The following is a 24839-nucleotide window of genomic DNA, read 5'->3' as shown; positions in this document are numbered from 1 at the left end:
CTGGCTCCCCTGCCCAGGGAATATAAACGCGGTTTTCAACCTTTAATCTCCTTAATCTTTTTTATAAGAGCCGGAATTATTTCTAAACAATCTCCAATTATTCCATATGTCGCAACTTTAAAGATTGGAGCATCAGGATCTTTGTTTATAGCTATAATGGTATCTGACCCTTGCATCCCTACTAAATGTTGAATTTTACCTGAAATACCACATGCTATATAAACCTTTGGAGCAACGGTTTTCCCTGTCTGTCCCACTTGATGATGAGCAGAAATCCATCCGGCATCAACAGTTGCACGAGATGCCCCAACAGCGCCAGAAAGACAACTTGCAAGTTCCTCAATCAATTTAAAATTTTTAGGGTCACAAATACCTCGCCCGCCAGAAACAATAATTTCTGCCTCTTGAAGATTCACCTTGGCGCTTTCATCTTTTATGGCCTCTAAAATCTTAACGGCTAAATCCTCTTGATTTATCACAGGATCAAACTTGATAAGTTCCCCCCTGGCGCTTGCCCCCTGAATCTTGACCCTTTTAAAAACTTTCGGCCTAACCGTTGCCATCTGAGGTCTGTGGTTTGGAGATATGATTGTAGCCATAATATTACCGCCAAACGCGGGACGTGTCTGATTTAAAATTTTTTGTTGCATATCAATCGATAACCCGGTACAATCCGCGGTAAGCCCGGCATTTACTCTAATTGCCAACCTGGCAGCTAAATCCCTGCCCGTAGTTGTAGCTCCAATCAAAAATATCTCCGGCTTAAATTTTTTTATCATCTCTGTAACTGTTCTGGAATAGGGAGCTGTTCTATATTCTTTAAACTCTGAATGTGTCGACAAGTAAACTTTATCAGCGCCGTAAGAAAAAAGAGTGTCAATCTCTTTTTCTATAGCATCATCTCCAAGCAAAACTGCCGCAACCTCACAGTTTAAATCCTCCGCAAGTTTTCTTCCTTCTGTAAGCAACTCATAAGATACAGGATGGACATCTCCCTCATGATGTTCAACAAAAACCCATATGTTCTTATAAGAACTTTTATCAATAGTACCTGAAACAGCTTCTTTTTTTTCAAGTTCTATGGCATTAAACTTACAAACAGGAAGACAAGCGCCGCAAAGAGTACACGTATTAAGATCAATCACAGCTTTTTTGTCCTGCATACTAATTGCAGCAAAAGGACAAGCTTTAACACAAAGAGTACATCCTATACATTTATCAAGTAAGACTTTTATTCCCATCAGACAAGTTTCCTCTCTTGAAGTTTTGCCACAACATTAGAAACTATCTCTTCTGTCGTTTCGCCTGAAATTATCTCTCCACTCCCTTTTTGCGGAGGTGTAAATATTTTTACAACTCTGGTAGGAGAGCCATTAAGCCCTGTCTTTTGAATGTCTGCTCCTATATCTGCGGCGCTTAATGTTTTGATTTCAGCTTTTTTAGCTTTCATCATCCCCTTGAGAGATGGGACCCTTGGTTCGTTTATCTGTTTAACAACTGTAAGCAAACAAGGAAGAGGGGCTATGACCACCTCATTTAACTCTTCAAGAAGCCTTTCAACCTTAATAGTAGTCCCTGTAAGCTCAATCTTCACTGCAAAAGTAACTTGAGAAATATTAAGCCATTCTGCAATTCCAGGCCCAACTTGAGCGGTATCCCCATCAATTGCCTGTTTGCCACAAAAAATAAGATCAAATTTTCCGATTTTCTTTATGGCTTGAGCTAAAGTATAAGAAGTAGCCCATGTATCAGATCCAGCAAAAGCTCTATCTGAAACCAAAATGACCTCGTCAACACCCATGGCAATAACCTGTTTTAACGCCTCTTTCGCCTGTGGGGGCCCCATTGTAATAACAGTCACCTTCCCCCCATTTTTTTCGCGTAGACGAAGCGCCTCTTCAACTGCGTTTTCGTCAAAAGGGTTTATTATAGAAGGAACCCCTTCACGAACTAAAGTATTTGTTTCAGGATTAATTTTAACCTCTGTCGTATCAGGAACCTGTTTAATACATACTATAATGTCCATTTATTCCCTCTAAGCTTTAGATTTTGTCATGCTGAACAAAATGAAACATCTAGCGAAGCAAAACATTGGAAGACACAACCTCGCTATACTCGGAATGTAATATCTATCTCCTAGCACTCTCTTTAATCAAAGCCAATCCTATTTGATTTCTCTGTATCTGATTGGTCCCTTCGTATATCTGAGTAATTTTTGCATCTCGCATCATTTTTTCAACAGGATATTCTTTCATATATCCGTACCCGCCCAAAATTTGAACTGCTTCAGTCGTAACATACATCGCAGTATCAGAAGCAAAAAGCTTTGCCATACTAGCCTCTTTTGTAAAATCCTTTGCCCCATTATTCATGGCTTTTGCAACACTGTAAACCAAAGCACGAGAAGCCTCTATACGCGTAGCCATATCAGCAAGCATATGCTGAATTGCCTGAAGAGCGATAATCGGTCTGCCAAATTGAATTCTCTCTTTCGCATATTTAACAGCCTCATCAAGCGCTCCTTGAGCAATCCCAACAGCTTGAGCGCCTATTCCAGGTCGAGTCATATCAAGGGTCTTCATAGCAACTATAAAACCCATCCCTTCTTTGCCTAAAATCTGCTCTTTGTTGATTTTACAGTTTTGGAAAACCAGCTCACGAGTTGCGGAACAGCGGATTCCCATCTTATCTTCTTTTTTACCAAAATCAAAACCAGGAGTCCCTTTTTCCAAGATAAAAGCCGTTGCTCCACGAGCGCCTTTTTTCTTATCTGTCATCGCAACAACAGTATAAGTATCCGCCTCCCCCCCATTTGTTATCCACTGCTTTGTTCCATTTAAAATATAATAATCCCCATCTTTTACGGCTGTGGTTTCAATCCCTCCGGCATCTGAACCGGCATTTGCTTCTGTCAAACCAAAAGCGGCAAGTTTGGTCCCCTTAGCAATCTCTGGCATATATTTTTTCTTTTGTTCTTCGGTTCCAAAGAGCAAAATTGGACTAGCTCCAAGAGCCGAAGCTGCAAAGGTAACGCCAACTCCGCCACATACTCGACTCAATTCTTCTGTCGCAATACAAAAGGAGAGTATATCCTGCCCGAACCCTCCGTACTCTTCAGGAACATATAAACCGCAAAGATCCGCATCCGACAAAACTTTTAAAATATCTTTCGGGAATATCCCTTTCTCATCAAGCTCCGCCCTAACAGGCAACACCTTTTCAAGCGCTATTTTTCTCACCAATTCTCTAACCATTATCTGTTCTTCTGTAAAACCATAATCCAACATTTTATACTACCCCCATTTTAAAACATTGGCGGCATACGTAAGTCCGGCTCCAAAGCCAGAAAGGACAACTATGTCGCCTTTTTTAATTTTATTTATTTTAACAGCTTCGTCAAGTGCTATCGAGACAGAAGCTGCCGACGTGTTCCCGTAATTCTGCAAATTAACATAAACTTTATCTTTTGGCAAGTTAAATTTCTTTAAGACATGATCTATTATCCTGATATTTGCCTGATGAGGAATTAAAAAATCTATATCTTCAAGCTCAAGGTGGGCAAGTTTCAAGGCCTCAACAACAGACTCTTCAAGAGCTTTAACCGCAAATTTAAAAACCTCTTTGCCATTCATGTTAATAAATCTGCTATTTCTAAGTTCAGGATCTTTAGATCCCCCTCCCGGCATAACAAGAAACTGTCCCCCCTCCCCCTTTGCTTTCAGATAACTGCTTAATATCCCACAATCCTCTTCCGTCGCTTGGAGAACAACAGCCCCCGCCCCATCTCCAAAAAGGACACAAGTGTTTCTGTCCTGCCAATCAAGATATTTTGTTAAAGTATCAGCGCCAACGACAAGAATATTTTTATATTTGCCGGATTCTATAAAACTTGCAGCGGTTGCCAATGCAAAATTAAACCCTGAACAGGCAGCAGAAACATCAAGGGCGCCTGCATTTTTTGCGCCAAGTCTATCTTGAAGAATACAAGCAACAGACGGAAAAAGAGTATCAGGAGTACAGGTTGCCACTATAATAAAATCTAATTCTAAAGGATTAATTCCAGATGATTCAATAGCTTTTTTAGCCGCATTTACAGCTAAATCTGAAGTTGTTGTTCCGTAATCCGTAACTCTCCGCGCCTTTATGCCTGTACGGGTTGTAATCCATTCATCTGAAGTTTCAACCATCTTTGAAAGGTCATCATTTGTCACAATTTTTTCAGGAAGATAGGATCCTGTGCCTATAATTTTTGCTCTCATGATTTAAAACGAAAATGTTTTTAAATTTTAGCAGAAATGGAGAGGAATTGCAATTTGACAAAAAGAAATTTTATCTATAAACATCTTTACGATGTCCTATTTTAATTATCCAGATTTCATCTCCGGCAATTTCGTATATTATACGATAATCACCAACTCTAATTCTAAAACAACCCTTTTTATCCCCCACCAAAGGTTTTCCAGGGAAAGGAGCCTTCGCTAAAGAAAATAAGGCTTCCTTAAGTTTAAAATAGATGTGTTTATCGCTGTGGAATAATTTGGCAAGATTTTTTTAGGCTTTTTTATCTAGTTTGATGTTTTTCAACTGACTTTATTGCATCTTCCAACAAGATGCCTTTCCCTTTTTTGAAATTTTTTCTGGCTTGCTCAATTTCTTTTGTTAAAGTCTTACTTTTTGCGATTTCTGCATCTTCAAGCAACTCTTCATATTCTTCGATAGAAATTAAAACCATCGGTTCTTCAATGACAGTTGGTCTCGTCAAATGAATAACTCTAAATTTTTCTTCAACTTTTGGCATAATAAACACCTCTTTTTACAAAATCATTTTACCAAACCAGACAAAGAATTGCAATTTTTTATTAAGAAACGGCTAATTCATCTGCTTTGTTCAATATATTCTTTATGCTGTTTTGTATCTCTTCTTTATATGACATATTTTAGCTTTTTTAAATATTTCAGGAGAAAAACAATCAGAATCAAATCTTATTAAAGGTTTTGCATATAAAGGTGTTTTTTGCGTGTCAACCATATTCAATACGCTCCATGAGCCGTTAAGACAACAGGCACTGGCTTAAATAGAATTTTCTTTTTTGATTCATCAAATATTATTTTAAATCTTGTAAAAATATCTTTTCTGCCTAATAAAATCGGAATTTCTTCTATAAGAGCCCATGCAATCTCTGCCTCGATTTTGAAGTTGTTAAAAATAAAATTAACTTTTTTAAGGACATAAGGGATTGGTTCACTCGAGATACCTTTCATCTCTTTAATCTCATGAGCTTTTTGAGAAAATCCTAAGGCTAAGCCAATTGATAAAGGAATTAATGATACATCCGCACCCGAATCTATATACATCCCGACTTCAACAGCGCCAATATTTGATTGCAAAACAACATCTGCTACAGGACGAAAGATAATTCCACCAAGACTATTTTTCTCTTTCCTGTAATTAAAAGTAATCATGAAAAACATAATTGCCCTGACCAAGCGGTTTTGCTATAAAAGGGGTTTCTTTTGGATGTTTTTTCTTGAACTCTTGAAGAATCTTCAGAAGATTTTTACCAGCTTTAAAAAATTTTCCTTTTGCAAAAACTAAATACTTATCTCTGTATTTTTGATCACTAAATTTTAAGTAGGATTTAAAACTTTTTGTCACTATAAACAACCTCAATTTTTTAAATTTTAGCAGAAATGGAGAGGAATTGCAATTTTAGCAATCAAACCATGCTTGCCTCATATATCCAACAATGCTTTGATGTCCATCTATTAACATTACAAAATCCTCCCAAGAAATTATCGACAAAAAAAGAATGAATTTATCCTAAATGATACATATCCCATAAATGCCTAGCCTCATTCCGTTTTCTTGCAAATTCCAATAAATCCAAATAATAAGAGTCATCAACTATGCATTGGGTATTGTCTCTTTTGATAAATCGTCGATAATCCCCGTCTGCTATTTCAGTAAAAGCAATGTTACTTAAAAACAATCCTCCATCTTTTAAAACTGATCTTACATTGCCAAGAAAATTATCTATAGCGCCCATCCCCCCTTGTTCATATATGTATACAACGGCATTTCCACAAAAAACCACATCCACCGATCTCTCTGAAAGCCCTAAAGTTTTTGTAGCGTCTGCCTCTATATATGTTAAATTTGGAAGATTAAATGGTGGATATTGCGGAGGCATATCAATTTCAGAATAGACCATCTCCTCAAGAAAATCTAAATTAGCATCCAATCCATGCACACTCACGGTTAAATATCCTTTTTTAATAAATCTCCACGCCATATCTCTTGTCGTTACACCCCTCGTTTTAGCATCACGAATATTAGCCGCTATTCCAACATCTAAAATTCTTACATCTTCATTATTAAGACACTTTTCTCTGACAAAATTTAAAATAATATTATATGGAATTTCTACCCTGCCAAGAATTGTTGTCTGCCCGCCATATTCACAAAGTTTTTTTAGAGGCAACGAAGTCCCAGTTTTTATTATTCTGCTCCGAACAGGCACGCCAATTTCTCTTTGTGTATATCTATTCGAAATAAGGGTATCACCGACAGAAAGGCTAGAAACACCCATGATTATCCTCCATAACTTATTATATGATTAGACATTAGTAATTTTTTAATTAACCCCAATTATTCATAGACAAACAGAATTCTATCAGAGTGTTGGAAATTTCCCCAGGTATGAACCCCGATTTCCTAATCGGGGTAAATTTCCTTTATATATATATTATTTATCGAAAAAATGTTGCTGAATTTCAAAAATACTTTCATAAACTTCATTTAACCCCGATTATTCATACCGTAAGTAATGCTTGACAATTTATTAGTTATTGATTCTGGCGTGAACCCCAATCATCCTAATCGGGGTGAATAATCGGGGTTAAAATGCTACAATATGAATGCTACAATATGATCGACTAAAATCCAATACCTTAACCCTTTAAGCCAAAGGCTTGTAATTAAATGGTTAAGATATCCGAGTAAAGGGAGGAAAAACTAATGCCATTATTAAAGCTTGGTATTCCAAAAGGTTCTCTGCAAGAGACAACAATCTATTTATTTAAAAAAGCCGGGTTCACAATTAAGCTGAGTTCTCGCTCTTATTATCCTCAAATTGATGACCCTGAAATAGAATGTATGCTTATCCGCGCCCAGGAGATGCCGAGATATGTTGAAGAGGGAATTTTAGATGCGGGAATTACTGGAATCGACTGGGTTATGGAGTCTGGGAAAAAAGTAACAAAAGTAGCCGATTTAATTTATGCGAAACACGGGCTTCGAAAAGTAAGATGGGTACTGGCAGTTCCCAATGATTCAAAAATAAAGGGACTAAAAGATCTTCAGGGAAAAAGAATCGCGACTGAACTTGTTAGTTTTGTAAAAAAATATCTTGCAAAAAACAAAGTCAAAGCGATCGTAGAATATTCATGGGGAGCAACCGAAGCAAAACCGCCGGAACTCGCAGATGCGATAGTTGAACTTACAGAAACAGGATCCTCTCTTAAGGCAAACAATTTAAAAATAATAGAAACCCTTCTTGAATCAAACACTGTTGTCATAAGCAATAAAGAAACACTAAAAGACCCCTCAAAAAAACAAAAACTTGATAATCTGCTTATGCTTCTTCAGGGGGCTCTTAACGCGGAAACAAAAGTCGGGATAAAACTAAATGTTCCCGCACACAAACTAAAAACAATACTATCCCTTCTGCCGGCGCTTCAAACACCAACAATTTCAAGCTTGTCAGACAAAAACTGGGTTGATGTAGATACAATAATAGAAGAAAGCATCGTAAGAGAGCTTATTCCAAAACTTAAAAGAGCAGGAGCTTCAGGGATTGTTGAATATCCTTTAAATAAAGTTATATATTAACCCCGATTATTCACAGTCGAAGCGATCACAATATTCCCGAAGATATGGGAGCCAAAAAGTAATCGACTAGGCCAAAAAAAACAACCATAATAATAATCGCAAATACAATAATATTCACAACAAAATAGAGCTCTTTTTCTTTAGGTATTTTTAAAATTATGGGTAAGCCGGAAAATAAAGTTATAACCCCATAAAATCCGATTATTTTCAAAAAACTCACCACGGGAAAAACATAAAATCCACCAGTTAAAAATGGAGCCGTGGCAGAATAAACAGCTAATTTAAAACAATCAGTCCATTCTCCTTCAACTTTAAAATGGCGACAAAACATACTTATCATAAAAGCAACCGCAAAAACAGCAAGCAATGACAAAACATAAAAAATAACGGAGGCCAAAACAGCCCCATTGACGGGCATCCTGGCATAGCCGTAATCCATTGGCAAACCGACAAAAACATACCCTATAAACATGGCTAAAGCCGGAAAACATACTATGATTAAAGCAAAGAGAACTATCTCTTTTGTACCATGAGACTCGGAAGCAATTTCTGCCCAGGCAGCTTCAGGTTTAATCAATAAATCAACAGCTCGAAAAAATGTTTTTTTCATACTACTTAGGAAAGTTTAGCATTGAGTCCTTGTATTGGCAATACTGATTTGATAAAATCTTCATAAAGAATTTCATGAAAATTAATACGATTATTTCTATATTGACTCTCTTTTTCTTTACCTCGACCGCAGCTCTTGCTTTGTATGGCGCGCGGCCAATGGGAATGGGAGGAGCTTTTACCTCAATCTCAAATGATACAAATGCCGCTTACTGGAACCCTGCAGGCTTTGCAATTAATCCCGGCGTGGATATTTATGGAACAACGCTTGTAAATAACAGAAACCAAATAATAGGAGAAAACCTGGCAGCTATTAAAATGTGCTTTGAAACAGAACTAAACCCTTTTGCATGGATAATTGGAGTGGGAGCAATATCTCTTTTAGCTTATAACGGAGCAAAATATCTGTCTAATCAAGGAATTATCAAAAAAAACTGGGACAGAAAAGAAGAAAAACATACAAAGGAAGAAGCTGTTTCAAAAGATGTCCTAGAAGAAGGAGGAACAGAACAGACAGAAGATGTAAAGGAAAAAGCAGAAAATGCCGTCGAAAAAACAATTACATCAGCGCTTGATTCAACAACAAGCGCAATAGGCGCTGCGGGGAATGCAATAGCAACAACTGTAACTCCCAAAATTTATTGGGGGCCTGTTTACTATCCTTGGTATCAAAGAAATTATAAAAGGCCAACATATTGGGATGAACCTGAAATTCGCAAAGAAAAAATCTCTTATGGCAAAGCTCAGTTCGCGGCAGGACTATCTTTTTTAACGGATAAAAATTCTCTGCTCGATCAAAATACGGATTTTTACACATTTTCTCTCGCAACAGCTTACGAACAAAGAGTTGCGCTTGGAGTAAATCTTAATCTGTATCATATAAAAATACCATCTACTTCACTAGACGGTCTGGGCGGGGGGCTTGACCTTGGGATTATAATAAGGCCAACTGATAATCTTGCTCTTGGCGCAACAGCAAAAGAGATTTTGACTACCGATGTTCAATTTGAAAACGGAACAAGCATAAGATACGAACCGGTTATTAATTTAGGGATAGCTTTAAACCCGATAGATATGTTAACCATATCAGCGGACACTCACAATATCTTTACAAACGGACAAACATACCATTATGGAATGGAATGCAAACCTTTTCCCGGACTTGCTTTAAGGGCAGGCATGTTCGATGAGAATAAAACAGCAGGCACCAGTATTATGATAAACCAATTAATTATCGATTACGCGTATCTTGGAGGTTTATTTAATAGGACTCAAATAGTCGGAGCCACATGGAAGTTGTAATGTTATTTCCGCATTGCTCATAATACCTCATTCTGTTAAAATTCAAATATAATAGATGTTTCAACTTTTAAAAATTCACTTAGATGAAAAAAGATGGGAAAGCTGGGAAAATTTAAACAAAATCCCGTCTTATACTCGTCAAGAATGGATAAAAAAGCATCTTAATGAGATATTAAAAACACTCGACAATATTAAACATGATAAAGAGTTTTCTCCTAAACCGTGGCATTTAATAGGTTTCATTTGCATAAATGAAAATTTATACAAAGAAGCGGAAACAATTTATGATCTTTTATTCAAAAAGCTAAAGCATCATCATGACAATTTTGGCATTGCAGCATACTACAGAGGGATAAGCAGATTTCTCCAGGGACGTTTTAAGGAAGCCTATGAAGATTTTACCTCTTCATATCAGTTTGACCAACATATAAAAAGCCACAACTCGCAAGCCTTAAAAGCCCTGGATTACATGGAAGAGACAATTTTCCCTACAAGAGAAATTATAAGAAAAAACCAAGACAAACTCATAAGAGATTTAAACACTGACAGGCAGCTGGAATATAAAATCGGAGCAAACGTCATAAGAACCATACATAAATGGAATTCTTCCTCCCCTCTTTTCTCGGGCGGGATTTCCCAGGGAGGAGGATATTTTCTAAGTCTGAGGAATAAAAGAGGTGAAATAAAAGGGATAGCAATTGATCCCGGATACGATTTTCTTGATATTTTTCGGAGTATTGGGCTTTCGATTGTTGATATTGACGCGATAATAATAACCCATGACCATGATGATCATACAGAGAGTGTTGAAGGGATATTATCTCTTCTTGCAAAATACAATGATCATAACCACCAGAAAAGATCAAAGGTTTTAGATGTTTTCGGATCCGCAGGGGTGCTTCTTAAATTCCACGGGCTACTCTCTGCAACCGACCTTTTTGGCAATAAAGAGATCAATTTTAAAATGCTGGTGCCGGGAAATCATTTAACAGAGGTCGGGGGAGAGTCTCTTGAATCAAAATATGGATTCACAATTAGCATAAAACCGGCATATCACACAGAATTGTGGACAAGCCAGGAATCTTCAGTAGGGCTTGTCCTTCATACCTCCTTACAAAACAAAAACGGCGAATATCTTCACATAGGAATTACAGGCGACACACGATATGAAACCGGAATAGGATATCATTATAAGGAGTGCCAGATTCTTCTTCTAAACATAGGATCTATTGAAAAAGAAGAGGGAAAATATTTATCCCAGCATCTTGGTATGTTAGGCTGCATAAACATGTTAAAAGAGGCGAGGCTGGGGAAGCCGCTTCTTGCAATCTTAACCGAATTCGGAGAGGAATTTTCAGGAAAACGAGAGGTTATAAGCCATATTATTGAAAAGTGGGCACACCCTATGGCGGCAAAAGAGTCTAATAACTATTTCAGAGTAATTCCTGCCGATGTCAATTTGGAAATAAAACTGCAGGATTTAACAATCAGAGACTCAGATACTAATGTCTTCTTCCCCTATCAATCTATTTTTGTTGATGAAAATAACCCTGAATTGTTAAAATACAGATTCAACGGGTAATTTCATGAAATTTACTTTCCGATCTTTCGATGATTAAAAAATATGCGCATATTAAATCCTATAGAAAGCAGTATCGGAAAAATTATACTAAGAGGACAAGCTCCTATTACCAAGCCTCATCAGATAATAGGATATCCGATCTCAAATCTTTTAAAATCTATCTCTGACATAATAAGTCCTATCGCGGAAAAAGGCTCCAAATTGCTTGGGAGAGATTATCTATCGGGGCTTACAACTTCCCAAGGGAATTTTTTAATCAGAAGAGAGCCTCCTTATCAAGATTATAAAATAGATGCTAACGGCTGTAGATTTAAAATTGGAATTATTTCCGGCAAAAAAAGGCTTTTTTGTGCGAATCAAATGGATGGGAAGACATCCCTCTCCATAGGAAAAGATCCTCTTAATTTCACCAAATATTCAATAGAAACAGAGTTTACGTTATCAAGAGAAACGGTTACAACAGAAGGAATTGCGCCATATCTAAGATCTGCAAGGAAAATCAAAATAATACTAGCCCAACATTATGATGAGGAAGAAAGTTTGAAAATACTTGCCGATATAATGAAAGAGAGCGATGAAACATATAAACTGAAAAAGATATTATCGGTTTTGAAAAAAACTATAACCGTTTATGAAGCTGCAAAAGAACAAAAAGCTCTCAGCGGAAAAACTTTTATGGATTTTATAAATGAAATGCTTACCCCCGATTATCCTAATCGGAATGAATAATCGAGGTTAAGCTAATAATTAAGGAGGATTACAATGTTTGGCAGAAAAATAGATTATATAGGAAGAATGGAACAGATGGAGTTGTCCGGCAAATTTAATTATCATCGACCAACAAAAAAACCTATAAGCTATCAAGAACCTTTAACCCCAGGAGCAAAAAGAACCATTAAAAGATTAGCCGTAGCCGCAGCTCTTGCGGGATGGTATGCTTTTTCAACCCCGTCGTCAATTCCAAAAATAGATGATTATGTACTTCCTGAAACAATAAGCGTCTCTCAGGCAGAATTTAATACTCCAGGAGGGGATCAAATAAAAATCACCTCCCCTCAAATAGTAAAGACAAGTGATATAGACCTAAGTTCAAGCTTCACAATAAAAACAGGGAGATATTCTTTAATTAAAGAAGAGTCTTCTTTTTTATCAAGCTATCTTGGGAAATATATTTTTTCATTGCCTGACAAATTATATTTTTGGGATTTAGATTTAGGCGCAGGATTAGACGCTGTGCAAACAGGAGCGTTACTTACTACGCTAGAATCGCATAAAGAGCTGAAAAATCTGACGGCAAGAATCAACCATAATGCAATACTTGAAGATACAGGAAGATTATTTACTGATCCGCAAGTAAAAGCAAGAAATGGTTTTTTCTCAAGGATGACTCTCGGATTATTCTCCACGTTGAGCGGTGAATTATATAGTGAACTCGGCCGCAAGGATTATTATAATTCCATGACCCAAACAGTCGTTGTTTTTACCAACGAACCTTTCGCCTTTTCGCATGAATTGGGCCATCATATAGATCATCAAAGATTTTCAAGCGACTGGCCATACGTATTAGCATCAGCATACCCCCCTGTAACCCCATATAAAGAATGGAGAGCTTCGAAAAATGCCCTTACCCTTCTTCAGCCTAAAGAAGAGTGGCAATTTTACAGATTTTTAATGCCTGCTCTATTTGCTTATATATTTGCCTACTATTTATTTGCAAAAAAAACATTAAAAACAGAGGCACAAATCAAATTAGATAATATTAATCAAAAATACTTGCATATATTCAGATATTTTTTTAAAGATAATCCTTTTGAAATAAAAGCAAAACATATCTTAAGGTATATGACAACTCAAACAGCTAAATTAGGCACAGGAATTTTTGCATATAGAGAGATAATCGGACTTATGGGAAATGAAAGCGCTTTTAGTACAACTCTGGGATGTTTAAGCTTTGCTGTAGCTTTTTCGATGACAGGTCGTATCACAAATAAAGTCTTAAAAAAAGTCGCACCATACGTGCACGAACAATAGATAATATGCTAGAATAGCTCCTATGAAAATAGTAGTCACAGGCGGAGCAGGGTTTATAGGTTCAAATGTCGTAGATACTTATGTTGAAGCCGGACACGAAGTACTAATAATTGATAACCTCTCAACGGGAAAAGAAGAGAACTTAAATACAAAAGCAAACTTTGAAAAGATCGACATAAGAGATAAAAAAGTCCACGATATAATCTCTTCATTCAGCCCCGATGTCATAAACCATATAGCCGCCCAAATTGATGTAAGAAAATCGCTCTCTGATCCTGTTTTTAACGCAGAAGTAAATGAACTTGGAATGCTAAATATTCTGGAAACCGCGGTAAAAACTAAAGCAAAAAAACTCCTTTTTTCATCAACAGGAGGGGCTATATACGGTGAAATAAAGGAGAAAGACGGGGCCGACGAAGGACATCCCCAGGAGCCTATCTCCCCCTATGCCATAACAAAGCGCGCGGGAGAACTTTATCTATATGCTTATCATGTAAATTACGGATTAAATTATACGGTTTTAAGATATGGAAATGTCTACGGACCTAGGCAAGACCCTCTGGGAGAAGCAGGGGTCAACGCGATATTCTGCGGCAAAATGCTGAAGGGGGAAATTCCTACCATTTATGGGGACGGAAAACAATTAAGAGATTATCTCTTTGTCAAAGATGTGGCGCAGATAAACCTTATAGCCCTTAAAAAAGGGGATAATACAACATATAATATAGGAAGAGGGATCGGAATCTCAGTCAATGAACTTTTTAAACATCTAAAAGAATTATTGAACTTTACAGGTGAAGCAATATATGCGTCTCCACGCGCGGGAGAGCTGTTTCGAAGCGTTTTAAACTGCAAAAAAGCAGAGAGGGAGCTCGGCTGGAAAGCTGAGGTTGATATCAGAAAAGGCTTAGAATTGACTTTGCACTGGTATAAGGAAAAACAGAATATCAGAACACTCTGATGGTTTGAATTCTTCTTCTTACCTGCCGGCAGGCAGATATTCTGATAACCTGGTATTCTAATAAACATATGAAAAAGAAAATACTATATCTTTTTTCTGACACAGGTGGCGGGCACAGGGCCGGAGCCAAATCTTTGATAAACGCCATAGAAGAATTGTATCCCGGAAAGTATTCACAAGAAATGGTGGATGTCTTCGCAGAATGCAGCGGCTTTTTAAATATTTTTGCCAAAATGTATTCTCCCGTAATAAATTACACCCCTCAATTATGGGGCGCCTTATACTATTTTCTCAACAATAAAAAAAGGCTTGAACAATTAGAAAAAATCGCAAAACCGCTCATTTTAAAAGAACTAACAAAACTAATCAAAGAGAAAAAGCCTAATGTAATAGTCTCTGTCCATCCGCTAGTAAACCATTTAACAGTTCAAGCGTTAAAAGAATTGAACAAAAAAATACCATTTATAGTAATGGTTATGGATCCCGTTACTATACACAGGGCATGGGTAACTCCTGACCCTGATTTATATATCTTTGCAACTAAAGAAGCCAAAGAATTTGCAATAGAATATGGCCTGCCAAGTTACAAGGGGAAGGTAATCGGTCTACCCGTCGACCCAAAATTCACCAAAAATCAGCAAAATAAGAAAATTTTAAGAGAAAAAGAGGGCCTAGACCCTAACTTATTTACGATTTTAATTATGGGAGGAGGCGAAGGAGCAGGTGGCATCCATAAAATCGTACAAGCAATAAATTATTCAAAAATAAAAGGGCAACTAATAGTTATCGCGGGAAGAAACAAAAAACTCAAAGAAAAACTAGAAAAAGAGACTTCAAAAACAAGAATTCCAACAAAAATATATGGATTTACAGACCATGTCCCCAAAATCATGGCACAATCAGATATTATAATCACAAAAGGGGGACCAGGAGCAATAGCTGAAGCAATCGCAATTAGCATCCCGATGATTATAACTTCATGGCTTCCGGGACAAGAAGAGGGAAATATACAATTTGTAAAAGAAAATAATTTGGGCTATATCCAAAAAGACCCCGAAAAAATTGTAAAAACAATAAAAGAGCTACAAATTCCATCAAGTTATACAAAGATCGTAAACAATATAAAAAGGAGAAAAAATAAAAATGCGGTATTTGATATCGCTGCTAATATTGCTCATTATTTATAATCCTTCATTTGCCAAATATCAAAAATTTAAAGATATGCCAGTTGATCATTTCGCAACAGAATATGTTTACAAACTGCTTAAAGAAAATATAACAAATGGGTATCCTGACGGAACATTCCGCGGAGACAACGCTATCACAAGATATGAGGCTGCTTCTTTATTGCTAAATCTTGTATCCTCCAAAACAGAGGAAAGAGAGAAGATTAATAGAATTTTATCTGAGTTAAAAACAGAATTCTACACAGAAAAATATAAAGCAGAGAATCCTGATCAATTAGTATTTTCAGGAAGTTTTAATCAGGAGATATTAAACAAAGGTTCCCTTTTTAATTACAGAATGAGAGGATCATTATTTAAAACCATAGGCCAAAGCGGGAATTTTAAAATCGATCTCGATACAGTCGACGCAGGATTCGGCGGAACCACACACGAAATATCAACCGATTTAATCGATATAGAGACAAATGTAAAAGGAGGGGGGATAAACTACACAGCAACGATCGGGTCTGATAAGATCATTCATCGCGACGCAACAGGAATCCTCCCCTCTTACGATTACACGGTGATACAACGCAAGAAAAATTCTTTCCACACGCAGACATATTTCCAAAACCTTGATATCGCCGTTGAATATTACAACAACAAGACCTCTCTTACGGGAGAGGCATCTTCAAACGAGATTACATGGAACATCTCTTATACTTACAAGAAACTCCCTCTTTTAGGAAAAACTACCGTCTCCGTAAGGCCGAGATATTTATGGAATGGAACTACAAAAGATTCCCTTGCGGAAGCCTCTATTAACTCTTCCCTCTCGCAAAATCTCTCATGCCAACTCTTAATCGGCATTGGGAATATGAGTTCATCGGGAAGATATATAAAAGCAAGCGGAAAATATGAAAATGATACGACAACTTTTGAACTTACCACCCACAAAGTTGGGAGCAGTTACCGCACAACTTTGGACAAATACGAATTCATCCCGCTTAACGGGTTTGACAAGTTAATAATTGATGGTATGGCTGATATTGCAGTTTCTATTTCACAGAAATTAAACAATTGCGTTGTTTTGGATTTTACAACCGACGCAGCAATGACAGGCAATTTCGAATACGGCGCAAATTATCTGGGAACTACATGGACAACAGAGATTGGGCTAAAATTTTCTCTATCTTCGACTTTCTCAGTGCGAAGCTTCTATAGAGGATATGCTGTCCCATCAGAAACAACAAGCCCCGACGGAGTAATCGCAATCTCTGCCCCTGCTTATTCTGACCTTTTTGGAATTGAGGCAAGGATAAGTTTATAGTCTATAAAATATGCTATAATTTCTGCAATGACCACTGAAGAAATAAAAAAACGCTTGAGCAACTATTTGGCAAAAGAAGATAGAGTAATTTTTGCATTCATGTACGGATCTTATGCCAATGGGACAAATTTGAAGGATTCAGATCTTGATATAGGCGCATATTTCAAAGAAGGATTTTCATCCAAAGATGTTGACAATGTCTGGGATAAACTTCAAGATATTTCAAAAAAAGATGTCGAATTACTGACCTTAAACAATGCAAAAGAGATGATTGGATGGCAGGCTATAAGGGGGAAATCTTTGGTAATAAAAGATTGGGATTTATATTTAAAATATATGCTTAATGTCTCTTTTGACGCCTTGGATTTCCAAGAAGATTTAAAGGAGATGTGGATGATTAAAAAGGGGTTAAAATATGCATGAAAGCGCGAGGCACAGATTAATAGCAATCACCGATTTTGCTGAAAATGAAATTGCGGATCTTCAATCTTTTTGCAGTCTTGATTATAAGACATATTTAAATGATAAAAATTCACGCAGGTTGGTTGAAAAAATAATAGAAAACATAGCTAATGCCACAATAGATGCCATTAAAATAGCTATCAGTGAAAAAAGGCTGGAAATGCCAGACAGTTATGCAGATATCATGAAAAAAGGAGGAGAGGTTCTTTCTCTCTCGAACGAAGAAATTAATAATTTAGTTCAAATCGCAAAATTAAGGAACATTTTGGCTCATGAATATTTAGATATAAAATGGGAAAAGATAAGTCTATTTTTAAAAGATCATCAAAACACAGTTAAAACTCTACTTAAAAAAATAAATTCGGATATTAAAAATTCTCTTTTAACCCCGATTATTCACCCCGATTAGGATAATCGGGGTTCATAGACGAACAGAATTCTAGCAAAGTGTTGAAAATTTTCCCAAGTATGAATAATCAAGAAAACAAGTTTTTTATCTTATCTTTGACCTTTGCCGTTTTTTCCTGAACTTTTTCTTTAGCCTGCTTTGCTTTATCAATAGTATTCTTAACAGTTTCTTCTATTTTTTCCTGAGTCTCTTCATCAAATACTTTATCATACACAGTTTCAGCGGCATAAAAAGTTTTTTCCATTTTATTAATTGCTTTTAAAATTCTGTCAAAAGCGCTCGAATACTTATCTCCTCTTGGAAAACTCTTATCTAATACGGAACTTCTAAAATCATTTTTGGGTGCGAAAGCCATGTAAAAACGTTGTCCCCCAGGAATAATATTTTTATCCCAAAATTCATCAATAAATTTTTGCGCTTCCCAACATTGTGGTTCACTTTTATTAGGATTGTTAAAGTAAATATGCGTCACTTTGCCATTTTCATCTTTTTTATAACCTGTAACAACCATCCAATGAGCATTATTACAATTTTTTATAAAATTATCCAAAGAAGGCCCTCCCTCTACCTGCTTGCCGCCATAAATACCAAGAACAAGAGGAGGGATGCCAATATCAACCATTTTAACAAGATCTTCTATTGACGCGTTATTATGGCCGTAAACCTTCATCCCACGCTCTAAGGCTCTATTTCTCAAGGCATAGGGACCATGCCCGACAGTATCTTCGCCTATAAACATATTTTTATAATTTGAAACATCCTTCCCGTAATAATTTAAAATCATAGCAAGTGAAGTAGGTCCGCATTGATTATGTCCTTGAAGTAAATTAGGAACTTCTAGTTTGACATCTTTCTGGTCGGAATAAAAAGAAGGATGATCTACACTTTTTTGTTTTGATGCGGCTATATTTTTCAAGGAGTCAATAAAAGAGAGCTTAGAATCTGAATTTTTTTGAGGGGTCTTTTTTGAAGTCGCAAGACTTACAGCATCCGGAGAGAAAAAACCAAATTTATCAAACATATAAATCTCTCCTCTCAAGGGTAGTTTCTACTACCTCTTTTTGCTTCTGATATATCATCAATGTTGCACCAGAAGCTGTAAATTTTATCGTAATCAGAAATGAAAAACTTGCACATTGCTTCCCTCTTTTCTGCCTGCCGCAGGCACGGCACGGGAATGACCATTATGCAACAGTCCCCCGATTATTCACGGTGAATCAACTCTGATTATCATACTCGGGGTTAAAAAGAAGAAGTAAAATTTATCCCAAAAGTATTATCTTGAACATCTTTGTCTTTATAACGATTCAACTGCAGGTCAACTTCAAGATTTCCTCTTCGCAAGCCTAAAGAGCTATTTAAATTAAATATGTTGCCTACGTCGACATTGACTGAAAAAGGGAAACTTAATTTATAATCACTTCCAAATCTAGGATTAAGACTTATGCCTAAAGACCCGTAAAAAAGTCTCATGTCACGGGTATCTCCTATCAGTAATTTCGTAACGCCAAGACCCTCATCATTTTCAAAACCTATATCCATTAATGGATAAACAGGATCGCTTTTTAATCCGACACCGCCTCCAAATCTTATAGAGGTGTCAAGATAAATGCTGTCCGTTAATTTCCCACTGTACAAAAGTTGAATATGAGGTTCAACCTTGCCGGATATTCTGTCTTGTATTTTAGGAGTAACAGCCCTATCTATCGCACTTAAAGCCTCATCCACAGACAAATTTTCTCCGTTATAAGAGACTTTATCTTTTGCAAATTCCCCAAATGTCTGCACAGCTGACAAATAATAAGGAGATTTATTAAACCACCCCAAATATCCCTCAGCGTCCAACCCTCCCATAAAAAGAAGTGATTCAGAAATATCTTTTTTATAATCAAAGCCAAAGATAAGCCCAAGTTTTAACGAATGGAACTTTTGGTCTTGCGCCACAGGATCAACATAAGCTCCATAATTCTCCGACCAGGTATATCCGTAAATTCTGCCTGGTAAAACCTGAATATCACCTAAAATAGACCCTCTAAGATTTAAAGCAGGAACTCCTTTAACCATATTATTTTCATAATTTATTCCGACATGAAAATTTTTAAAATATCCAGAGGTTAAACGGGGAACTTTTTCATCATAGGGCCCTACAACATCAAAAAGAGATGTTATAGGGGGCGCAAAATCGATACTGGCATCAATATTAAGTCTGGGTCTTTTGTATACAAACTCCAATCTTCCGCCTGGTCTGTATCCTTCCATGTTTTCCTGATATCCACTCTGCTTAACATAAGTAGTCGCGGATGCAGAACTTAAAAGGCCCTCTCTATTTTTCTCAATATCCCCGTCCCCTTTTCCAAGGCGCTCTGAAATAACAAAGTGATCCTTGTCATAAGGTTTTGATGAAGCGTTTTCAAGGACTATCTTTGCAAGTCGCAAATAATATGCAGCTTCACCCCGATTAGGAAATCGGGGATCATCACCTTTCCCTCTCTGTTTTGATAAAGCCATTCCATATCCAAAATAGAGTTGAGATAATGTTTTTTTATCATTATATTCAAGTTCACCGCGCTCATACAAAGGCTTTAAAAGATTAATCCCTTCAAGATACAAATTTTCTGCTTTTACAAAATCAAAATTTATAAGCCTTTGAGCATCGCCACTTCCAAGACGGGAAGAGGCTTTTAAAGAAGGCTCATCAATTTCTTCTTTTAAATATTGCTCCGTACAAACATAAGCCTTCTCATATAAATCAATAGCTTTTTTAAGGTTTTTTCTCATAAGAAGACCTTTAGTTTCATAAACATAAATCCCTGCCAAACTCATTAAAGATGAAACATATATTGAAACAAGCTCTTTTTCTATCGTTGAAAAATCTCTTTCATCAAACAAAGCAAGGGCATTGTTATACTCAAAAACAGCTTCTTTAAGCCTCCCTGATTCAACATATATTTTTCCTCTTCCGCTACAAACACTCAAATAGCTCTTAAGTAAATCGGCGTTTTCTTCCTTCCACAAGAAATCCTGTAAAACTCTGTTTTTCAACAAATTTGCCACATCTTCTAGGTTTTCAGGCAAATCTAAAGAGAATGCTCCTTTATTGCTGTTGTTATATTTCTCAACCAGCTCTCTTGCAACAAGCAAAAGAGCCTGATCATAAAAAGGTTTAGCATCTTTAAAAAATCCTCCCTCAAAACATAATACATCCCCAACTGTGATGGTAGCTCCGATAGATCTAGCTTCATGTCCTCCGTCAATCGCACTCATCTTTTTCGCAAGGGCATACTGATCCAACGCCTCTTTAAACAATTTTGAGCTCGCAAGGGCAGATACATAGCTAAACCTAAAACTCCCACTCTTTAAATAAGATTTAAACGCATCGCTATTTACCGAAATAAAACCGGAAACTTCTTCTATATTTAAATATCCAAAATTTTTAGCCCAATTTACTATTTCCGGCCAAGATGACACTGAAATATCTCCTCCATCCATCCTTTTCATCAAAGTTAAAAGAGCAGCCTCCGCAGGGACAAGCTTATCTCTCAAACGCGGATCGTCAGTCTTCTGCCAGTCGGCATAAGCATTTAAAGCCCAGAAGAGATCGCTTACTAATTGTTCTTTCTGCCTGTTTAAAACTCTTAAATCCCCACCAGATGGCAATTCACCCCGATTGCCTAATCGGGGTTCAATATCTTTCAATATGGCAAAAGCATAATTTATACAATAAAATGCAGCATCGATCTCTCTCTTTCTGTCAGAAGATTTTTCAGCCTTTTTAGATTGTGCCAAAAGGACCTCTCCTTTTCCAAGATTGGCCTTTGTCAAAACAAGTCTAGAATTATAAGAATCAGTTTTTTCGGCAACTTCTATTGCTTCATCAAAAGCAGTAATAGCCTCATCAAAAGAACCGATAGATTGATATAGTCCCCCTTTTGACAGAATGATTTCCTCTTTAGAAGGAGCATAATCAACGTCAGATAAAGAAGCTAATAATCCTATGTCTGTAAGGATGACATCATCAGCATCGATTGCGATTTTATAAAAAGAGAGCGCCGCTTCCTTCTGCTTTAAAGCATCACAAGCCTTTCCCATGTTGATAGCAAGCCATGCTAAAGATAACAACTCCTGGGTAATATCCTTTCTATCCATCGCATTATCCAAAGTCTTAACATAATTTAATTTATCTATAAGTTTTTGAGAAGTTATAACATCTCCATTTATTTTTAAGCTCAATATCTGCTGATAGATATTTATAGCCGCATCTCTTTGACCTGCAAGAATAAAATCATCAGCCTCTTTTAACAGACTCTCTGTCTTCTTCGCATACGCGCTTATAATCCTAAGCTCTATTTTCTTCCCGAAAGGGGTATCTTCTCCTGCAATCATTAAAGCTAATCTATAAGCAGGGATTGCAAGCCCAAGTTCAGAAGCAAAATTACACGCTTCACCAACTTTATAGAGGACAGCTTTTGTTGAAAACTCCTCAGGATAATTTTCCGCAAACAGCGCTTTATTTTTATAGAAAAGATATAAATGAGGCTCTTTTTTCTGATCTACTTTCCTAAATAGAGAGTCAAATCTTCTATTAGAAGAATAACCCTCTAAACTATTAACCTCTTTTGTAAGAAGTATCGCATTTAAACGGGCGGATTTCATAAACCATATAGCCGCATCTTTAAAATTCCCATCTTTTTCTAATCTCCGCCCCTCCTCCTCATACGCCCAGCTGAGTAAACTTGATCTTCTTGAGAGATCTTCGATATCAAAAGAAGAGCCGTTGCTCTTCAAATCGTCGTAAATAAGGGCGGCAGCCTCAGCAGGTTTTCCGGCCAATATAAATATTTGTGCTTCTGTCCCAACACCCAAAGCATTTTTCAAGTTGGGATTTTCTTTTATTTGATTATAAGCAATCAAAGCCAATCGAATTTTTTCAGCTTTTTCGCCCTTTGGATACGCGGATATCTCTTTTACAAAAATTTGCATAAAGAGACCCAATGCCTCTATTTTAATTTTATTTAATCTTTCAAGAGCGTCTTCCTCTGTCTCTCCTTTAAGAACTTCAAGAGTAAAAACACGAATTGCACTTGTTATAGAAGTTGAAGATTTTGAAAATATTTTTAGTGAAGGAGGAAGCGCATCAGAAAGAAGTTCCTGTAATATATAGCCTGCTTCACGCAAATTCCCCAAATTATCCCCTAAAGTCCCCTTTCCCTCTAAAGCACGAGCAAGATTATAAGCGCTTTCATTAAGAATATTTCTTCTTGCATCTTGGCCTGCAATATCTTCTCGGGTTTGCCTCTCACAAATTACATATTCTCTATCTGCTAATGTCTGAGCTCTTTTTTCCCCAGTAGCCCTAAGTTCCGCCGCAAGCCAAAGATTATCATCTAATATAGAATTAGAGATAGAAATTTTATTTAGTTTCTCATCTGCTTTTTCATCTCCATTAAAAACAACCCCCTTCAAATCTTCTATATATACTAACCATTCAGGATTATCTTTAATGTTTTTATAACCGGAAATTAAAATTTTAAGCAACGCTATCAAAGCATTCTGATTTTTTATATATTCAGGATCTTGTTTCCCTTTTGTTTTTGCAATCTTATTCATCTTAGCTTTCAGAAAGACTACAACATCTTTAAATAAATTCCACTCTACTGCGATCGCAAGAGCTCTCTGTAAATCGTCCGCGTTTCCAAGCAGTAAAACAATCTTTCCCATAAAATTAGCTTTGTTATTATTTTGAACATTATCTTTCAAGTCAAGAGCTCTGTTGACTAAAGTTATAACACGTCCCTCCCAACCTGCCTTTTTGTCTTTTACATCAGAAATTGTTGCCGCTCTGATTAGTAGATCCCAAGCCACCTCCCCTTTAAGCGTTGTAAGCTTACAACTATCCGCCCACCTTTTTGTATCATTAAAAATAGTATCATCAGGATTTTTGCCGTTTTCCCAGTTTTCTTTTGCAACCCATTTCTCTTTCCAAAAACGCCTGATTAATGCATTTTGCATCTTTTGACGTTCTTCTGCATCTTTTACATCTCCTACTTTCTTTAACAAATCCTCCACATCATTTGCAGTTTTTAAAGGACTAAAATTAACTAGATTCCAAAGTTTAACATTTGCAAAATTCGTGTCAGAAACCGTAGCTCCAGGAGTAACCAAAGTTTGGACATCTCCGAGCCCAGATGTATCCCCCTTTTGTATGGCATCAATAATTTCTTGCGCTTTATCATATTCTCCTGCCTCAATAAGAGCTGTTATATATGCTTCAAGAGGGCGTCTTAACAATTCCTCTTTCTTTCGCTCAAAAACAGAAGGATCTATACCTACAATTCCCTTTGTAGAATTTAGTTTATCTATCTCTTCTTTTAAAGATTTGGCGGAGCTAAGAATCTCTTCGGGATTAGGTTTTATAGTTGTATTTCCTTCTTTTCTGGTTTGAGCCAAAACCTCCAGATATGACATCTTTGCATATAATGTATAGTCAAACCTTTCCCAAGATTCTATTTTACTGTCCTTACATAATGCATACCACGTAAGCGCTTGTGTATAATTTCCCAACCCCTTGTATATTTCCCCTTTTTTAAATTGATAATTCCCGAGAGAATATTTTAATTTTCCACCTTGAATAATCTTATAAAAATCTTCTTGATTAGTCTCTATTGCTTTTTTTAATCGGATTGCAGCCTCTGTCACACTATTACTTCTAGCAACAGGGTTTCCCTCGAGCGCATTTATTATGTCTAATGCTTCTTCATACTTCTCTCTAGCTCTTTTAATATCCTTAGGATCATCACTCTTTTGAAGTTTAAGTCCTTCATCAATTAATAACTCCATCAACCTTATAATAGATCTTATAGCGGCAACTCTAAATTTGGGATTATTATCAACTTCAGAATCCAAAAAACACAAGACTCTGTTTATGTTGCCTAAATAACTACTTCTTTGTTGTTCAGGGGTAACTTCACTACTCCCACCATATCTGTAAAGAAAGTCTAAGTCTTCTTGTGTCTCAGCTTGTTCCTTTGAAAGAAGACCAGCCTCTTTGCATTGCATTCCTGTTAACGGTTTAACAACTTCAACCATTGCTCCTTAC

21 protein-coding genes and 1 pseudogene are annotated in these 24839 nt (G+C 36.7%); 10 read left to right on the top strand and 12 right to left on the bottom strand.

Annotated elements, in window-relative coordinates:
* Window positions 1-35: 35 nt before the first annotated feature.
* The 9 genes and pseudogenes from A2290_08920 to A2290_08880 all read right to left on the bottom strand — a co-directional run bounded on the left by A2290_08920 (window position 36) and on the right by A2290_08880 (window position 6590).
* On the bottom strand, window positions 36-1241 hold the full coding sequence (locus tag A2290_08920; GenBank protein OGC15173.1) for an electron transfer flavoprotein subunit alpha: 1206 nt from the start codon (window positions 1239-1241) through the stop codon (window positions 36-38).
* On the bottom strand, window positions 1241-2026 hold the full coding sequence (locus tag A2290_08915) for an electron transfer flavoprotein subunit beta (protein OGC15172.1): 786 nt from the start codon (window positions 2024-2026) through the stop codon (window positions 1241-1243). Before A2290_08915 ends, A2290_08920 begins: the two co-directional genes overlap by 1 nt.
* A 103-nt stretch (window positions 2027-2129) precedes the next feature.
* A complete protein-coding gene (locus A2290_08910; GenBank protein OGC15184.1) occupies window positions 2130-3284 on the bottom strand; it encodes an acyl-CoA dehydrogenase in 1155 nt (384 codons plus the stop codon).
* Between the two features lie 9 nt (window positions 3285-3293).
* Window positions 3294-4259, bottom strand: a complete 966-nt coding sequence (locus tag A2290_08905) for a 3-oxoacyl-ACP synthase (protein OGC15171.1) — start codon at window positions 4257-4259, stop codon at window positions 3294-3296.
* 70 nt (window positions 4260-4329) lie between these two features.
* Window positions 4330-4584 (bottom strand): annotated as a pseudogene (locus tag A2290_08900) (hypothetical protein).
* Window positions 4562-4798: a hypothetical protein gene (locus A2290_08895; protein OGC15170.1), complete on the bottom strand. Its 237-nt coding sequence runs from the start codon at window positions 4796-4798 to the stop codon at window positions 4562-4564. Before A2290_08895 ends, A2290_08900 begins: the two are co-directional and overlap by 23 nt.
* 233 nt (window positions 4799-5031) lie before the next feature.
* A complete protein-coding gene (locus tag A2290_08890) occupies window positions 5032-5463 on the bottom strand; it encodes a hypothetical protein (protein ID OGC15169.1) in 432 nt (143 codons plus the stop codon).
* Window positions 5450-5656, bottom strand: coding sequence for a hypothetical protein (locus A2290_08885; protein OGC15168.1), 207 nt, complete (start codon window positions 5654-5656; stop codon window positions 5450-5452). The genes A2290_08890 and A2290_08885 overlap by 14 nt, the downstream gene beginning before the upstream one ends.
* Window positions 5657-5816: 160 nt before the next feature.
* Window positions 5817-6590 (bottom strand): hypothetical protein, encoded by a 774-nt coding sequence (locus A2290_08880; GenBank protein ID OGC15167.1) that lies wholly within the window; start codon window positions 6588-6590, stop codon window positions 5817-5819.
* 428 nt (window positions 6591-7018) lie between these two features.
* Here A2290_08880 and A2290_08875 point away from each other — a divergent pair, with 428 nt between their 5' ends.
* The gene (locus A2290_08875) at window positions 7019-7891 is read left to right on the top strand and encodes an ATP phosphoribosyltransferase (GenBank protein ID OGC15166.1); all 873 of its coding nucleotides are present in this window, start codon (window positions 7019-7021) and stop codon (window positions 7889-7891) included.
* A gap of 25 nt (window positions 7892-7916) precedes the next feature.
* Here the strand turns inward: A2290_08875 and A2290_08870 are convergent, their stop codons facing one another.
* Window positions 7917-8501: a hypothetical protein gene (locus A2290_08870; GenBank protein ID OGC15165.1), complete on the bottom strand. Its 585-nt coding sequence runs from the start codon at window positions 8499-8501 to the stop codon at window positions 7917-7919.
* A gap of 74 nt (window positions 8502-8575) precedes the next feature.
* On the opposite strand from A2290_08870, the gene A2290_08865 reads away from it, so the two are divergent.
* The 9 genes from A2290_08865 to A2290_08825 all read left to right on the top strand — a co-directional run bounded on the left by A2290_08865 (window position 8576) and on the right by A2290_08825 (window position 17743).
* Complete coding sequence (locus A2290_08865; GenBank protein ID OGC15164.1) at window positions 8576-9802, top strand: hypothetical protein; 1227 nt, start codon at window positions 8576-8578, stop codon at window positions 9800-9802.
* 55 nt (window positions 9803-9857) lie between these two features.
* Window positions 9858-11384, top strand: a complete 1527-nt coding sequence (locus A2290_08860) for a hypothetical protein (protein ID OGC15163.1) — start codon at window positions 9858-9860, stop codon at window positions 11382-11384.
* 42 nt (window positions 11385-11426) lie between these two features.
* On the top strand, window positions 11427-12113 hold the full coding sequence (locus tag A2290_08855) for a hypothetical protein (protein OGC15162.1): 687 nt from the start codon (window positions 11427-11429) through the stop codon (window positions 12111-12113).
* A gap of 33 nt (window positions 12114-12146) precedes the next feature.
* On the top strand, window positions 12147-13415 hold the full coding sequence (locus A2290_08850; GenBank protein ID OGC15161.1) for a hypothetical protein: 1269 nt from the start codon (window positions 12147-12149) through the stop codon (window positions 13413-13415).
* A gap of 22 nt (window positions 13416-13437) precedes the next feature.
* A complete protein-coding gene (locus A2290_08845) occupies window positions 13438-14376 on the top strand; it encodes a UDP-glucose 4-epimerase (protein ID OGC15160.1) in 939 nt (312 codons plus the stop codon).
* Between the two features lie 68 nt (window positions 14377-14444).
* Window positions 14445-15563: a hypothetical protein gene (locus A2290_08840; protein ID OGC15159.1), complete on the top strand. Its 1119-nt coding sequence runs from the start codon at window positions 14445-14447 to the stop codon at window positions 15561-15563.
* On the top strand, window positions 15520-16872 hold the full coding sequence (locus A2290_08835) for a hypothetical protein (protein OGC15158.1): 1353 nt from the start codon (window positions 15520-15522) through the stop codon (window positions 16870-16872). Before A2290_08840 ends, A2290_08835 begins: the two co-directional genes overlap by 44 nt.
* A 99-nt stretch (window positions 16873-16971) precedes the next feature.
* Window positions 16972-17295 carry a hypothetical protein gene (locus A2290_08830; protein ID OGC15183.1) on the top strand — a complete coding sequence of 108 codons (324 nt, stop codon included), beginning with the start codon at window positions 16972-16974 and terminating at the stop codon, window positions 17293-17295.
* Entirely contained in the window at window positions 17288-17743 is a 456-nt protein-coding gene (locus tag A2290_08825) for a hypothetical protein (GenBank protein OGC15157.1), read from the top strand. The genes A2290_08830 and A2290_08825 overlap by 8 nt, the downstream gene beginning before the upstream one ends.
* A 67-nt stretch (window positions 17744-17810) precedes the next feature.
* Here A2290_08825 and A2290_08820 read toward each other — a convergent pair whose 3' ends face one another.
* Window positions 17811-18764, bottom strand: a complete 954-nt coding sequence (locus tag A2290_08820; GenBank protein OGC15156.1) for a hypothetical protein — start codon at window positions 18762-18764, stop codon at window positions 17811-17813.
* A 221-nt stretch (window positions 18765-18985) separates the two neighbouring features.
* A complete protein-coding gene (locus A2290_08815; GenBank protein ID OGC15155.1) occupies window positions 18986-24829 on the bottom strand; it encodes a hypothetical protein in 5844 nt (1947 codons plus the stop codon).
* Between the last annotated feature and the right edge of the window lie 10 nt (window positions 24830-24839).

This window comes from candidate division WOR-1 bacterium RIFOXYB2_FULL_36_35, assembly GCA_001771505.1.
Lineage (GTDB): Bacteria > Margulisbacteria > WOR-1 > XYC2-FULL-46-14 > XYC2-FULL-37-10 > XYB2-FULL-36-35.
Note: the sequence above shows the minus strand (reverse complement) of the source record. Positions and strands in the feature narration are given on the sequence as shown.

What these genes read in the sequence shown, in the direction of transcription:
- A2290_08845 (OGC15160.1), top strand. Translation starts at nt 13,438, where the DNA reads ATGAAAATAGTAGTCACAGGCGGAGCAGGGTTTATAGGTTCAAATGTC.
- A2290_08905 (OGC15171.1), bottom strand. Translation starts at nt 4,259, where the DNA reads ATGAGAGCAAAAATTATAGGCACAGGATCCTATCTTCCTGAAAAAATT.
- A2290_08815 (OGC15155.1), bottom strand. Translation starts at nt 24,829, where the DNA reads ATGGTTGAAGTTGTTAAACCGTTAACAGGAATGCAATGCAAAGAGGCT.
- A2290_08830 (OGC15183.1), top strand. Translation starts at nt 16,972, where the DNA reads ATGTACGGATCTTATGCCAATGGGACAAATTTGAAGGATTCAGATCTT.
- A2290_08860 (OGC15163.1), top strand. Translation starts at nt 9,858, where the DNA reads ATGTTTCAACTTTTAAAAATTCACTTAGATGAAAAAAGATGGGAAAGC.
- A2290_08920 (OGC15173.1), bottom strand. Translation starts at nt 1,241, where the DNA reads ATGGGAATAAAAGTCTTACTTGATAAATGTATAGGATGTACTCTTTGT.
- A2290_08870 (OGC15165.1), bottom strand. Translation starts at nt 8,501, where the DNA reads ATGAAAAAAACATTTTTTCGAGCTGTTGATTTATTGATTAAACCTGAA.
- A2290_08825 (OGC15157.1), top strand. Translation starts at nt 17,288, where the DNA reads ATGCATGAAAGCGCGAGGCACAGATTAATAGCAATCACCGATTTTGCT.
- A2290_08865 (OGC15164.1), top strand. Translation starts at nt 8,576, where the DNA reads ATGAAAATTAATACGATTATTTCTATATTGACTCTCTTTTTCTTTACC.
- A2290_08820 (OGC15156.1), bottom strand. Translation starts at nt 18,764, where the DNA reads ATGTTTGATAAATTTGGTTTTTTCTCTCCGGATGCTGTAAGTCTTGCG.
- A2290_08840 (OGC15159.1), top strand. Translation starts at nt 14,445, where the DNA reads ATGAAAAAGAAAATACTATATCTTTTTTCTGACACAGGTGGCGGGCAC.
- A2290_08855 (OGC15162.1), top strand. Translation starts at nt 11,427, where the DNA reads ATGCGCATATTAAATCCTATAGAAAGCAGTATCGGAAAAATTATACTA.
- A2290_08880 (OGC15167.1), bottom strand. Translation starts at nt 6,590, where the DNA reads ATGGGTGTTTCTAGCCTTTCTGTCGGTGATACCCTTATTTCGAATAGA.
- A2290_08915 (OGC15172.1), bottom strand. Translation starts at nt 2,026, where the DNA reads ATGGACATTATAGTATGTATTAAACAGGTTCCTGATACGACAGAGGTT.
- A2290_08835 (OGC15158.1), top strand. Translation starts at nt 15,520, where the DNA reads ATGCGGTATTTGATATCGCTGCTAATATTGCTCATTATTTATAATCCT.
- A2290_08890 (OGC15169.1), bottom strand. Translation starts at nt 5,463, where the DNA reads ATGATTACTTTTAATTACAGGAAAGAGAAAAATAGTCTTGGTGGAATT.
- A2290_08875 (OGC15166.1), top strand. Translation starts at nt 7,019, where the DNA reads ATGCCATTATTAAAGCTTGGTATTCCAAAAGGTTCTCTGCAAGAGACA.
- A2290_08850 (OGC15161.1), top strand. Translation starts at nt 12,147, where the DNA reads ATGTTTGGCAGAAAAATAGATTATATAGGAAGAATGGAACAGATGGAG.
- A2290_08895 (OGC15170.1), bottom strand. Translation starts at nt 4,798, where the DNA reads ATGCCAAAAGTTGAAGAAAAATTTAGAGTTATTCATTTGACGAGACCA.